The sequence below is a fragment of the Paenibacillus sp. BIHB 4019 genome, from assembly GCF_002741035.1.
Classification (GTDB): Bacteria; Bacillota; Bacilli; order Paenibacillales; family Paenibacillaceae; genus Pristimantibacillus.
The window spans coordinates 2,810,794-2,824,050 of sequence record NZ_CP016808.1 but is presented as its reverse complement, the minus strand read 5'-3'; the positions used below and the strand labels follow the sequence as shown (position 1 = coordinate 2,824,050).

Sequence of the window (13,257 nt, the reverse complement as noted above, 5' to 3'; positions counted from 1 at the left end):
AAAACACGCCAATCCTATGCTGTTGCTCATTAATCAATTAACCATTTGCGTTTGCGGAGCTGCCGCTGCTAGGCTCGCCGCCCGCATTCGTAGCTCCATTGCCATCATTGCCGCCATCGTTTCCCGAGCCAGGACTAGGCGTACTTTCTTCCTCATCCGGCGTTGCCGATGGCTCAGGCGTTGGAGTCGGGTCCGGCTTGGTCGTACCGCCGCTTGTTTCCGGATCTGCCGTCACCGGATCAGACTTCTCGCCAATAATTACCGTAGCGGTCAATGCTGCTTCTTCGTTCGTCACGGTCACGAAACGCGGCACCGTTGTCGACAGCTTAATCGTATGCGTACCCGCCTTAAGTCCCTGCAAATCAGCTGTCAGCTGCAAATCCTTGTCGCTAATAGCCGATAGCACATCTGGTGCGCCGTGAATAGTGAGGCTCGCCTCGCCGGTCTGCGGCTTGCTGATCTCAGCAAAAAGCCCTTCGCCGACATTCGTTAATTGAATCGCTCTCGTCAAGGTCAGCGCTTCCCATGAAACGACATTCACCTCAACATTAATTTCAGCAGGCTCAACCATCACTATGCCGTCCAGCTTCGTAACCTTCGCCTTCACCGTGCCCGACTGCTCGACTGCTCCGAGATCAATCGTCACCCCATTATATACTTCGAGAGCATCAAGCGTTTTTTGATCCGCATAAACAGCAACTTTGTCGATTTCCGGTTTAATCGAAGCGATGCTTAAACCTTCCGGCAAGCTGCCCGTATAGCTGATCTGGAGCGGTACCATCTTGATTGGCGGCGTGACAGGAACCTCCACATCGACGATTTTCGGATCGGTAATCGCATGCTCCATCACTTTGCCTTCCGTATCATAAACGACAACACTTGCTTTTTTATCCTCAACTGTCGATTTCGCGCCTTCCACACTAACGGTCGCGCTTACCGAACCGACATATTCCATTTCATCCTTCGGAAGCGTCACTTTAACGGACGGAGCTGTCTCCTTGCCGACCAGTGATGGCGTTCCAACAATATAGCCGCTTGAAGGCGTACCAGACGTCTTCAGCCCCAAATCAAAGGACTTCGTCTGAATTTCTTCGATATCCACCTTTATCGTACGCTGTGAAATTTCCAGCAGGTTGACGCCGCTCGGCATCGTATACGTTAACGGCACAACATGCTCGCCTTCCCCAAGTCCGGTTAAATCAGCAGTAATAATATAATCCTCGTCTTTGGCAGTGAGCAGCTTGGAACGGCGGCCTTCTACCATAATCCTTACTACGGTCGGCTCCATCTGCACGAGCGAATATTTAGCTTCATCCAGCCCGGTTGGAATAATTTGTGCGGCCTCGATAATTTTTTTATCTGTATTGGAGGTCACCGCAGCAGGAGTCGATTCCGGATCGAAATGCACGACTGCCCACAGCAGCAGCGCAATAACGATAGAAATGATTTTGATCGCTGTCGGATGACTAAGCCATTTATCCATCCCGGCCTCCTTTCCGCTTCCAGAACGCGAACGACTGGCGTTCCTTTGTGCGTCCATTCGTCTTCGGAGTCAGCTCCTCGAACAGCTTCGAGATTAGCGATTCTTCTTTAATATCACGGACAATCATGCCGTTGAGCGCCAATGAAACTTGTCCCGTTTCTTCCGATACGACGACCGACACCGCGTCACTAACTTCGCTGACGCCGATGGCCGCACGATGGCGCGTTCCAAGCTCCTTGCTTATAAAAGGATTTTCAGACAGCGGCAAATAACAGCCCGCCGCCATAATTTGATTACCCCGAATAATGACCGCTCCATCATGCAGCGGCGTATTTGGCGTAAAAATATTGTTCAGCAGCTCGGAGGTAATCCTCGACTCCATCTGTACACCTGATTCAATCAGTTCATTAACGCCGGTTGTCCGTTCAAATACGATTAGCGCGCCAATTTTCCGTTTCGCCATAAACTGGACAGCCTTCATCACTTCATCAATCTGCTCATTGACGACATCTTTGTCCATGAAGGAGGAGCTGACGAACAGCTTTCCCCGTCCCACCTGCTCCAGCACCCGCCTCAGCTCCGGCTGAAAAATGATGAGGACAGACACGACGCCAAAGGTGAACATTTGGTTCATTACCCATTTGAGCGTATATAAATTAAACCATGTGCTAATCGCCCATACAGCAATAAGCACAAGGATTCCCTTCAAGAGCTGAACCGCTCTGGTTCCTTGTACAAGCAAAATGATTTTGTAAATAATATAGCTGACGATCCCGATATCAATGACATCCTTGATGCCGTTCTGCCAAGTCAAATCTGCAAAGTAACTCATGTATGAACCCCCAAACAACCGAGCACGTATCGCATGTATTTTGAATTTCAACTTATTATTTTCTATATTTGGTGTGGAAACTCCTTTATTCAAGGTGAAACGGCTGTCGCCATTCTTTGGCGGTGCAGCGCGTTTCATTCCGAGAAATATAGAGAAAGGATGAAACAATCATATCCTTCCCTATATTTTCGAAAAAAAAGCTGCCTTCCCGTCAGGAAGGCAGCTCACCTAAGAAGCCAATCCGCTGAAAGTTGTCGTCACCTTATACCAGAACCAATCCAGTGCCTGATCAATGGTCCGGCTTTGGCCGGCAATAAAACCGGTCGAGGCCAAATTGAGGGAACCGTCAATGACCGTTACATTGCCATCGATTTCGCCTCTAACGTCGGCCATGCCATTTTCAACGATCAAATTTCCTTTAATATGCACACCTTCTGGAATTGTAACCGTGTTGCCGTCAATAACGACCTGATGCAGATCCTCGCCCGATACCACCAGCTTCGTATCATGTCCCCACATGGAGACAAAACTGCCCAGCATAACCAATACAAAAATCGCTGCGACCGTTACGCCTGGGTACTTGTAGAGCAAACGCAAATACTGCGGACGAGTCTTCGCCTGCGGTTTCGGTATTTGGTCCAAAATAAGCTGCGTCAGCTTCTCGGAAGCCTGTATATCGTAATGCGGGACCACTGCGGCATGCTCTAAGGCGGAAAAAGTCATCGCTTCCGTCTTCTCCAGCTGTTCGAACCGAGCGAGGCAAGCGGGACAAGTACTCATATGCCCTTTCAAATCCATCGTACCTTGCCTGGTCAGATCACCGTCAAAATAGTCGTGCATCATTCCGATGGCGACTTTGCATTCCATAGCAGCCAGTCCTTTCTTTCTTTTGCTCACGTTAACGCCCTACTACAACTATAGGATACGTATCAAATCCGAAAGTGTTTCAAAATTACACGACAAGCTTTCGGCCAATTTTTACAGCTTGTACTCCAGCTTCTTGCGCAGAAATTCCCGTCCCCGGTGAACCCTCGTCTTAATCGTCGTGACCGGGATATCCATGACCTCGCTAATTTCTTGAAGAGACAAATCCTCAATATAGCGCAGCATCATCACCGTCTTGTATTTCGGCGGAAGCGAGGCAATCGCCTGATGGATAATCCGCTGCGTCTCAGACAGCAGCGTCTCCGACTCGGGCGTTCGATTGTCGCTTGGAATCATCGAATATCCATCCAAACCTTCATGATCCGTCGATTCCGCATCTAGCGAATATACAGGCTTGCGCTTGCGCAGCTTGTCGATGCAAAGATTCGTCGCGATCCGATAAATCCAGGTGGAAAATTTCAAGGTTTCATCGTAACGCTCTAAATTTCTATACACTCGCATGAACGCTTCCTGCACGACATCTTCCGCCTCTTGACGGTTGCTCAGCATGCGGTACGCCATGTGAAAAAGCTTGTCCTGATAGAGCCCTACGAGCTCAGCAAATGCCCGCTGGTCGCCTTTTAAAGATAATTTTGCAAGGCGGGCTTCCAATACATTCACTTCTACTCCTCCAAACTTTCCGTTTGAACGGATTGTTGCCGCGAGTGCTATTATGAATCAGCAATGCCTACTAAAACAATTATAACTCCTGCCGCGTCCTCTGCCCTTAAACTCTATAGAAAATCGTAATCCACATGGACTTAAAAAGCAAGATAAATACGCAAGGTGAAACGGCTATCGTCGCCTTATTTGAACTATTATATACGTTTTCCACTCTTTATGGCAAAAAAGCAGCTATCAAGCTTTTCGCTTGATGCTGCTCTTGCCGGGCCATTTACGGATGCGCTGCGTGCCGCACTTCGTTCCCAGCCTTCTTTTATGAAAGATATTATAAGGAATTGGTCATCAGTTTTTGAAGCACGCTTTGAATTTCGCTTGATGGAATGGCAAAACCAATGCCCTGCGCCTCGGTGCTTACCGCCGTATTAATGCCAATGACCTGACCGCTCGTATTGAGCAGCGGACCGCCCGAGTTGCCCGGGTTAATGGAGGCATCGGTTTGCAGCAAATGCTTGTAATCCTTCGTGCCGCCATCCTCGTCTTGGACGGAAATCGGACGTTCTTTCGCGCTTAGCACACCCACTGTCATCGTGTGGTCAAAGCCATACGGATTGCCTATTGCGATAACCCAGTCGCCGATCGCTGTGCTGTCCGAGTCGCCAAGCGACAGCGTCGGGAATGCCGTCGTTCCGGTAATTTTCAGAACCGCCAAATCCAGATCGGCGCTGGAGCCTACCACCTTAGCGACAAACGGCTCTTCATAACCTTCTACGGTTACCTTCACTTGGGAAGCTCCGCTAATGACATGTTCATTCGTTAAAATGTAGCCATCGGACTGGAATATGAATCCCGTTCCCGAGCCTGTAAGCTGCAAATTGGAATCGTCTGTTCCGCTGCTCTGGCCATTAGAGCCTGCATTCGGCTGCTGCTGGCCGCTCTGTGGTGCCAGCTGCCCGAAAAACTGCCAGTAGTCTGAACCGCGTCCGCTTGCGCGTGTCGCTTGGCCGTAATTTTCAATTTTGACGACGGCCGGGGACGCTGCCGCATATATGTTGGAAATTTGGCTGTCCACCGAATTCGCTGCTGTTGTCACGCCCGCGCTGTTCTCGCTGCCATTGCTAACTACACTGCCGTTGGTCGTATTTACCGTAGCCACGCCGCCTGTGAACAAATTGCTGCGGTCCGCTGTATACATAAAGCCGCCAATGACGACAGCCCCTGCTAAAAAGGCTGCGAAGATGGACTTCAACGGCGTACGCTTCGCTGGCTTCTGTGAACCGTCATCGCCGCCTCTGCCTGCGCCGCTCTGTCCTCTGTCTGTCAACGACCGCAGCTCGCCCAGCTGCTTTTCATACGAATGGCGCAAGCTCGAGGGAGAACGCTCCGACTCGTAGATGTAGGAAGCAACAAGCGGAGCCGTCTGTTTTTCAGCTTCTTGCCCGGCAGCTGTTTCCTGCTGCGCTGCGGATGGATCTTCTTGCTGCGGCGTTGCCTGGCTGCTATCCCCATCCGCTGACGCCGAAGCCTCATTCCCCGGTTCGCCCGCATCTTCATAACCATAAACGGTTTTGAAAACTTGCTCGCCCTCCGGCTTGCTTGCTGCACTCGTTTGCTCGATTGGGCTATCGCTTGCCCCTGCTGCGTTCATCTCCGCCTGTTTCCCTTGTTCGCCGCCATTTACTTGATCCGCCATACGATCATCTCCCTGTCCATTCATGCTGTTATTTGTTCCTCTATATTGGTTGTCCTCGCTCATCTTGATTGCCTCCTTCAAGTTTTACCGAGTAAATTTCTTCACGTAAGCTAAGTATTGAGATCTTAAGAATTAGTCAGTGTGTATTCGGTCATTTCGTTTGCCTTCTATGTATACATCATGCAGGATGCACCTTAAACCAAACTTAAGCGATATTTAAAGCAACATAAAACCTTTCGGGGCCGCCCTATTTTCGTACTAAAAAGCTGTACAAGCGCATAACAAGTCCCCTTGCTGCCGCTAAACCCACCTTTTCAACGCAAAAAAAAGCCAAGCGGGGCAATGGCTGCCCTGCTTGGCTTTCCTGTTCACGCCAGCGATTTCTGGCGTTTATTTATTTGTTCAAGCGCCTTATTAGCCCGTGTTTCTCAGGCCGGCGGCAATTCCGTTAATCGTGAGCAATACTTCACGAAGCAGCTCTGGATCATCCTCGTCCTTCGCCCGCAGTCCGCGAAGCTCAGTCAGAAGCTGTACCTGCATGTAGCTGAGCGGATCGACGTACGGATTACGGAGGCGAATCGATTCTTGAATAACCGGTACGTTATCCAAAATTTCCGTTTGGCCCGTAATGCTCAAAATCATTTGCGATGTCAGCGCGTATTCCGACTCAATTTGCTGGAAAATACGGTCGCGGATCGCCTCGTCGGAAATCATGCCCGCGTATTCCTTCGCAATAATCAGATCGGCTTTCGCCAGTGCCATCTGCAGGTTGTCGATTAAGGAGCGGAAGAACGGGAAATGCTCATACATCGTTTTTAGCGTATGCAGACGCTCCTCGCTTCCATCCACATATTGCTGGAGCGCTGTGCCGGCTGCATACCAAGCTGGCAGCAAATAACGGCTTTGCGTCCATGCGAATACCCATGGAATCGCACGCAAATCTTCAAAGCGGTCGCTGTTTTTCCGTTTGGATGGACGGGAGCCAATGTTCAGCTCGCCAACCTCAGGCAGCGGTGTCGATTCCTTGAAGTACGTGAGGAAATCCGGATCGCGGAAAATCAAATCCTGGTATTTCTCCAGCGCCGTCTCGGAAATCGAGCGGGCGATTTCTTCCCACTCCGGCTCGGCCGTCTGGCCTTGCTCCGGATATTTGGCCAAGCGCGCAGCTGTAATCAGCGCCCAAGTGGCCTGCTCCAAGCTGCGGTATGCGATACCCTGCATCGAATAACGCGAGGAAAGCACTTCGCCTTGCTCGGTAATTTTGATGCCGCCGCCTACTGTATGCGGAGGCTGTGCCAAAATGCTGCGGTTCAGCGGCATGCCGCCGCGACCAAGCGCGCCGCCGCGTCCGTGGAAAAATTTCAGCTTAACGTCGTATTCGTTCGCCGCTGCTGTAATTTCCTTAAGCGCTACGCGCAGCTCCCAGTTAGCTGTAACCGCTCCGCCATCTTTATTGCTGTCGGAGTAGCCCAGCATAATTTCATGCAGATCGCCGCGAGCCGCAATGGCTTGACGGTAAATCGGCAGCTCGAACAGCTGCTTCATAATAGCCGGAGCCGCATGAAGGTCGTCGATCGTCTCGAACAGCGGCACCGATTGAACGGAGCAGTGAACGGTACCGTCGCGATCTTGGCGGAACAAGCCGACTTCCTTCGAGAAGACCATGACTTCCAGCATGTCGCTGGCGCCCTGCGTCATACTGATCAGGTAGCTGGAAATGCAGTTCGGGCCAAACTCTTGCTTCGCACGGTAAGCCGTATGATAAACATCGAGGCATTCACGCGTTGCATCTGTATAATCCAAATGGCTCGATGTGAGAGGACGCGGGTCATTCAGCAGGCGATGCAGCAGCTCAACCTTTTCATCCTCATTCAAAGCCGCATAATCCGGCGTAATGTTCATTTTCGCCAAAATTTCAGCCATCGCATTTTCATGCTCTTTGCTGTGCTGGCGAATATCGAGCGTCATCAGGTGGAAGCCGAACAGCTCAACCTGGCGAACCAGCTTGCCGATATGCGTATCTGCGACATAATCCGCGAAGTGATTGCGCAGGCTGCGGTCAATAATTTTCAAATCCTCCAGCAGCTCTTCCGGGTTGTTATAGCGCATAGCGGAGCCTTTAAGCGCCTCATTGCGCGTATTTGCGAGCTTCTCCAGCATAAAGCCAAGCTTGATGCGGTAAGGCTCCTTCGTATTGCGCCACAGCTCTACGCATTTCAGCTCAACCTGCTCGCGGTCGCGGCGAATCGATTCGATCAATTCATCCGACACTTCCACAATGTTCGTGCTGAAGCTCAGTTGGCCCATCAGCTCATTCAGCGTTTCTTCATACTTGCGAATCGCCAGCAGGCGGTGCATCGTCAGCGCTTCCCATGTCACCTTCGCGGTTACGGAAGGGTTGCCGTCACGGTCGCCGCCGATCCACGAGCCAAAACGGAGAAAGTCTGGCGCATGCCATTTTTCACCTGGATAATATTTCTCAAGGCAGCGCTCCAGCTCCTCGTAAACAGCAGGCAGCACCTCGAACAACGTTTCATCAAAATAATACAAGCCGTTGCGAACTTCGTCGATAACCGTAGGCTTACGGTCGCGAAGCTCATCGCTTTGCCACAAAATAAGCACTTCATTCAGCAGCTTCTCGCGAAGCTTCTCGCGCTCACGGTAAGTCAGCGTCGGATTATCAAGCTCCATCACATCTTCGGCAATCCGCTTGTGGATATCCAGTACCGCTCTGCGTGTCGCTTCCGTAGGATGGGCAGTCATGACAAGCTCCAGCGAAATGCCGCTCAGCATTTGCTGGACATCTTCTACTGCGATTTGACGTTCCTTCAGATCCGCTACAGCGCTCTCAATGGAGCCGCGTTGAACGCCTTCCCCAGTAGAACGCTCATAATCGCGCTTGCGGCGAATACGGTGATTTTGTTCAGCAATGTTAACCAGTTGAAAATAAATCGCGAAGGCACGAATAACCTGGTGCCTAATTTCCGGGCTCAATGACGACACGGTCGTCTTGAATTGCGCGAATAGCTCCGGAATATATTCCGCTCGCAACGATTTGCTTGTTTCGCGGATTTGCTCCACAATTTCAAGCAATTCCTTGCCGCCCTGGTGGACGAGCACTTCGCCGAGTATGTTGCCTAGAAACCGAACATCCCTACGCAGCAAATTGTTCGCTTGCTGGCGGCTTGCCGATAAATTCGTTGCAGCTTGTTCCGACATACTGAAATCCTCCTGTAGCGTGCCCGTTAACGGACTCATTTTAACTATCATACATCATACTACAAAATCCTTCATGGTTGAAGCCCCGCCATTTACCAAGATGTATGGGAGGATGTCTATCATGCCCGCAACTAAAAAGGGGGGATTTATCATTAAATAAGGCGATGATCTTCTGCATTTCCGCCAACTCCCTACATTACCCCTATCTGCTTCATTTCTATCTAAATCACTATTTTTAATTAAATGTAATCGTTTTTTTATCCAGAAAAAAGAGTAGTTGCGATTCTCGTAAATCATCAGGTATGGTATAAAAAGGAATTGAAGGTGAAAAGGAGGGAACTTCCATGCTCCAGCTATACGTGCCATTGCTTTTGTTTATCACAGCTATTGTTTATGTGACAGTTAAACTTACAGACAAAAAGGGCAGCTACCAGAAGCTTGCCCCTTATCAAATCGCCGTTATCGCCTTCAGCTTGCTGCTTTTGCTCGTGCAGTCATTTATCCCTTACCAGAATGTTACGTTTAGGGGCGGCGCATTCGCATCCTCGCTGCTGTCCACCGCCTTGTCCCTGTCCGCAATTTTCCTCATCTATTTCAGAAAAAATAGTTGGGCCTGCCTCGCCCTTGCTGCCGCGTGCGCGTCGGGAATCGTATCCGTCCTTTTGAAAATATATTAGCTGAAAATTTTTCAGAAACCGAAATTTATAGAAAATAACAAAAGCCAACCAAACAGCGCTCGCTAGTTGGTTGGCTTTTATTTGGCTAAAGAATTACTAAATCTGCTTGCTGCTTTTCAAGCCGCTTATTTCGACTCCACATCCCACTCATACACATGGATGAACGCGCCCAAGTCCTTCGGTCCACCGACCAGCACGCGTTTGTTCGTTGCCAGCAGGCGGTAGTCGGCAAACAGAGCAATTTGCGGCAGGTCCTCCATAATCAGCTCCTGCACCTTGTCGTAGATGACGCGGCGTTTATCCGAATCCGTCTCCTTCGTCCCTTCCAGCAGCAGCTTGTCCATTTCGGGACTGGAATAGCGGGCATAGTTCGTCTTGCTTCCCGTACCAAATACGGTCGTCAAATCGGGATCAAGAATAAAGATGAGGCCCAAAATATCCAAATCGTATTCTCCCTTAATCAGCTTCTGCACCGACGTGGCAAGGTCAAATTTTTGCACCTGGGCGTTGATGCCTACCGCCTTCAAATTTTCGACAATAATGTCGGCAGCCTGCTCCCTCGTCTTATTGCCCGATGGCACGACCAGCCTCAGCGTCTTGCTCGAATCCCAGCCTGCTTCCTTGAGCAGCTCCTTCGCTTTGTCCGGATTATACGTAATTGGCGTCAGGTTTTTGTTGTAGTACGGGTGAATCGGCGTATATTGCACATCCATGCTCTCGCCTTCGCCCTTGAGCAAATTCTCGATCATCATCTCGCGATTAATGGCGTAGGCAATGGCGTGGCGCACACGAACATCGGTTATCGTCTCATTATTAAAATAAAGATTTTGGTAGTTGAACGGCTTGCCGGACACCGCATTAACGTTGGACATGTTTTTCACTTTCTCAAAATCCTGTACCGAAATCGTGCCGATACCCGGGAAGTTCATATCGATTTCGCCGCTTTGCAGCTGGGCAACCAAATTGCTCGAAGGCATAATTTTAAAATTCAGCTTGTCCAGCTTTGGCGCGCCTTTGAAATAATCTGTATTGGCCTGCAGCTCAATATACTGGTCCTTAGCGTAAGTAACGAAGGTGAACGGTCCATTGACGACGGTCGGCTTTTGGAAAAATGGATTTTGCGCCAGCGTCTCTGGACTCGCGTCTTTCAATACATGCTCCGGCAGCGGCTTAAGGTTTTTGCCGAAGCTTTCCATGAACAGATTAGGGTCCACTGGCTGCTTCGTGCGGAATTCGACGGTGTGGTCGTCGATTTTTTTCACGCCCGCTACATCGCTTGCCCCTTCCGGCAGCTTGCCTAGCTCATCGAAGCCTTCCAGCAGCGCATAACGAGTGGACAGCGATACAATCGACTTCGGATTGCCAATCAGCTTCACCGTAAATACGACATCCTCCGCTGTAACGGGCTCACCGTCGCTCCATTTGGCCTTTTCATTCAGCTTTACGGTGTAAACCTGATTATCTTCGGTTTCAATGCTGTCGGCCAGCATCGGAACGAACTTCAAATTTTCATCCAGCTCCATGAGCGGCTGGAACAAAATCGACGTCACAATAATCGACGTATTGTCCGTCTGGTCAATGGGATTAAACATGAGCGGCGCATTCGTAATCCCGATGTTTACGACCTTGCTTTCCCCTGCTGGCTTCGCTTCGCTGCCGCCGCTTGCTCCTGCTGTTGCCGGTCCGCTGCTGGAGCATGCGCTTAGTGTCAGCATAGATATAATTCCAACAAGCGCACAAACCATTTTCCAACTGTTTTTTGTCTTCATCGATGATTGTCCCCCTTAAAATGGTCGTTATTTCAAGCTTTTTGGATCCATTGCATCGCGCAGCCCATCGCCGATAAAATTTACCGACAATACGCTGACGACGATCATGATGCCCGGCGGCAGCCACAGCCATGGCTGCGAGGTGAGCACCGTAAGCGATTGGGCATCGGTAAGCATATTGCCCCAGCTTGCTGTTGGCGGCTGAACGCCAAGGCCCAGGAAGCTAAGCGAAGCCTCGGAGACGATAGCGCCCGCAATGCCGAAGGTTGCATTTACGAGTATCGGAGCCAATGCATTTGGCAAAATGTGCTTGAACAAAATACGCGGCGTGCCGAGTCCCAAAGCGACTCCCGCTTTGACATAATCCATCTGCTTAATCGACAGCACGCTTCCTCTCACAAGCCGCGCTACACCCGTCCAGCCAAGGAAGCCAAGAATCAAAATGACATTCGTCAAGCTGGGACCGACTACGCTGACCACAACGAGAATAAGCATCAGCTGGGGAAAGGACATAAATATATCCGTCACCCTCATAACCGCCATATCCACAATGCCGCCAAAATACCCCGAAACGAGGCCCAGCACCGTCCCTATCGTGACGCTGATTAAGACGGAGCCCAAGCCGACCATAAGCGACACTCTCGCCGCGTATATTAACCGGCTCAACACATCGCGCCCTACCTGGTCGGTGCCAAGCAAATGCTCGGCGGAAGGCTCGGCTTCGAAAGCCTCCGTCACCTGGTAAGGATCATGCGGAACGATCCAAGGAGCCATAATTGCTCCCAGCGAAAGCAGCGTCATGAGGACAAGCCCCGCTACCGCAAGCTTGTGCTTCTTAAACCTGCGAACGACCATCCTCGCATAGCTCTCTTCTTTATAGCTGCTTTTCACTGGCGTCTCTGCGAGCTGGCCGCTTCCACCTCCAGAGCCCGCTGCCTTGTTCGTGCTTATCTGCAGCATAGCCATAGCGCTTCCCCCTCTCCTTGTTGCAAGACTATCGTTTTCGTTACGTTCTTACTTATATTTGATGCGCGGATCTGCAACGGAATAAATAATGTCCGTCAGCAGGTTTGCCGCAAGCACCATGAAAGCCGCAAGCAGGTTTAATGCCATTAAGGTTGGATAATCCCTGTTCATAATGGAGCCCATCGTCAGCTGGCCGATCCCCGGCCAAGAGAAAATTTGCTCAGTTACAACAGCACCGCCCAGCAAAATCGGCACTTCAAGCCCGATGACCGTGACAATGGGAATCAGCGCATTGCGCAACGCATGCTTGTTCACGACCATAAACTCGCGTACGCCCTTGGCGCGTGCGGTCCGCAAATAATCCTGGCCTAAAATATCAATGACGCTCGACCGCACATAACGAATCTTTTTCCCCGCAATGCCTGTCCCCAGTACGAGTACGGGAAGGATAAGATGCTTCAGCCGGTCAACGAACCCGCCGTCCCCGCCAAGCGTAATCATGCCACCTGAGGGCAGCAGCTTTAATTCCAGTGAAAATACGTAGATTAAGCCCAGCGCGAGGAAAAAGTTCGGAATGGATATGCCGAGAAAGGAACCGCCAGTCGCCAAATAATCCAGCTTGGAATTTTGCCGGGTTGCGCTAATGATGCCGAGGGGAACCGCAATCGCCAAGCCGACGATGAGCGACAGCCCCATAAGGGTGACGGTCGGCCCAATGCGCTCGCCGATCATTTGCGCCACAGGCTGGTAGGTCGTCAGCGAGAAGCCGAAATTTCCTTTGAACACATCGACCAGCCAGTGAATGTATTGCAAATACAGAGGGTCATTCAGCCCCAGCGCCTCCTTCTTCGCTTCAATGTCGGCTGGCGGCGTATTGGGGTCGATCATCATTTCGACCGGACTTCCGGGCGCCAGATTGATGACAATGAAATTAATGATCGTCACGCCCAGCAGCACCGGCACAGCAATTAACAGACGCCTAATGATATAGGCCAGCATGCGGCTCTCCCCCTCTTCTCATGAACGATAGACTCTAGTGAAAAATGTTCCCTGCGGGCATTCCCGCAATCTTG

10 protein-coding genes are annotated in these 13,257 nt (G+C 50.7%); 1 reads left to right on the top strand and 9 read right to left on the bottom strand.

Annotated features, from left to right (window positions below; translation table 11 throughout):
• Positions 1–37 precede the first annotated feature (37 nt).
• The 6 genes from BBD42_RS12120 to ppc all read right to left on the bottom strand — a co-directional run bounded on the left by BBD42_RS12120 (position 38) and on the right by ppc (position 8,772).
• Positions 38–1,483 carry a CdaR family protein gene (locus BBD42_RS12120; protein ID WP_172455466.1) on the bottom strand — a complete coding sequence of 482 codons (1,446 nt, stop codon included), beginning with the start codon at positions 1,481–1,483 and terminating at the stop codon, positions 38–40.
• Entirely contained in the window at positions 1,476–2,315 is an 840-nt protein-coding gene (cdaA, locus tag BBD42_RS12115) for a diadenylate cyclase CdaA (protein ID WP_099518318.1), read from the bottom strand. The genes BBD42_RS12120 and cdaA overlap by 8 nt, the downstream gene beginning before the upstream one ends.
• Positions 2,316–2,543: 228 nt before the next feature.
• On the bottom strand, positions 2,544–3,212 hold the full coding sequence (locus BBD42_RS12110; protein WP_237163455.1) for a zf-HC2 domain-containing protein: 669 nt from the start codon (positions 3,210–3,212) through the stop codon (positions 2,544–2,546).
• 81 nt (positions 3,213–3,293) lie between these two features.
• Positions 3,294–3,860, bottom strand: a complete 567-nt coding sequence (gene sigW / locus BBD42_RS12105) for an RNA polymerase sigma factor SigW (protein WP_056033156.1) — start codon at positions 3,858–3,860, stop codon at positions 3,294–3,296.
• 328 nt (positions 3,861–4,188) lie between these two features.
• The gene (locus BBD42_RS12100) at positions 4,189–5,616 is read right to left on the bottom strand and encodes a S1C family serine protease (RefSeq protein WP_237163454.1); all 1,428 of its coding nucleotides are present in this window, start codon (positions 5,614–5,616) and stop codon (positions 4,189–4,191) included.
• 351 nt (positions 5,617–5,967) lie between these two features.
• Complete coding sequence (gene ppc, locus BBD42_RS12095) at positions 5,968–8,772, bottom strand: phosphoenolpyruvate carboxylase (protein ID WP_099518317.1); 2,805 nt, start codon at positions 8,770–8,772, stop codon at positions 5,968–5,970.
• A gap of 344 nt (positions 8,773–9,116) precedes the next feature.
• On the opposite strand from ppc, the gene BBD42_RS12090 reads away from it, so the two are divergent.
• Positions 9,117–9,449 (top strand): hypothetical protein, encoded by a 333-nt coding sequence (locus BBD42_RS12090; protein WP_099518316.1) that lies wholly within the window; start codon positions 9,117–9,119, stop codon positions 9,447–9,449.
• Positions 9,450–9,574: 125 nt separating this feature from the next.
• On the opposite strand, the gene BBD42_RS12085 is transcribed toward BBD42_RS12090, so the two are convergent.
• Genes BBD42_RS12085 through BBD42_RS12075 form a run of 3 tightly spaced genes read right to left on the bottom strand, consistent with a single transcriptional unit; the run spans position 9,575 to position 13,183 of the window.
• Positions 9,575–11,218: an ABC transporter substrate-binding protein gene (locus tag BBD42_RS12085; RefSeq protein WP_099518315.1), complete on the bottom strand. Its 1,644-nt coding sequence runs from the start codon at positions 11,216–11,218 to the stop codon at positions 9,575–9,577.
• A gap of 27 nt (positions 11,219–11,245) precedes the next feature.
• A complete protein-coding gene (gene opp4C / locus BBD42_RS12080) occupies positions 11,246–12,184 on the bottom strand; it encodes an oligopeptide ABC transporter permease (RefSeq protein ID WP_237163453.1) in 939 nt (312 codons plus the stop codon).
• A gap of 48 nt (positions 12,185–12,232) precedes the next feature.
• Positions 12,233–13,183, bottom strand: coding sequence for an ABC transporter permease (locus BBD42_RS12075; RefSeq protein ID WP_099518314.1), 951 nt, complete (start codon positions 13,181–13,183; stop codon positions 12,233–12,235).
• Positions 13,184–13,257 lie beyond the last annotated feature (74 nt).

Excerpts from the sequence above, each read along its gene's own strand:
- BBD42_RS12120 (WP_172455466.1), bottom strand. The coding sequence starts at position 1,483 with ATGGATAAATGGCTTAGTCATCCGACAGCGATCAAAATCATTTCTATC.
- cdaA (WP_099518318.1), bottom strand. The coding sequence starts at position 2,315 with ATGAGTTACTTTGCAGATTTGACTTGGCAGAACGGCATCAAGGATGTC.
- BBD42_RS12100 (WP_237163454.1), bottom strand. The coding sequence starts at position 5,616 with ATGAGCGAGGACAACCAATATAGAGGAACAAATAACAGCATGAATGGA.
- ppc (WP_099518317.1), bottom strand. The coding sequence starts at position 8,772 with ATGTCGGAACAAGCTGCAACGAATTTATCGGCAAGCCGCCAGCAAGCG.
- BBD42_RS12090 (WP_099518316.1), top strand. The coding sequence starts at position 9,117 with ATGCTCCAGCTATACGTGCCATTGCTTTTGTTTATCACAGCTATTGTT.
- BBD42_RS12085 (WP_099518315.1), bottom strand. The coding sequence starts at position 11,218 with ATGAAGACAAAAAACAGTTGGAAAATGGTTTGTGCGCTTGTTGGAATT.
- opp4C (WP_237163453.1), bottom strand. The coding sequence starts at position 12,184 with ATGGCTATGCTGCAGATAAGCACGAACAAGGCAGCGGGCTCTGGAGGT.
- BBD42_RS12075 (WP_099518314.1), bottom strand. The coding sequence starts at position 13,183 with ATGCTGGCCTATATCATTAGGCGTCTGTTAATTGCTGTGCCGGTGCTG.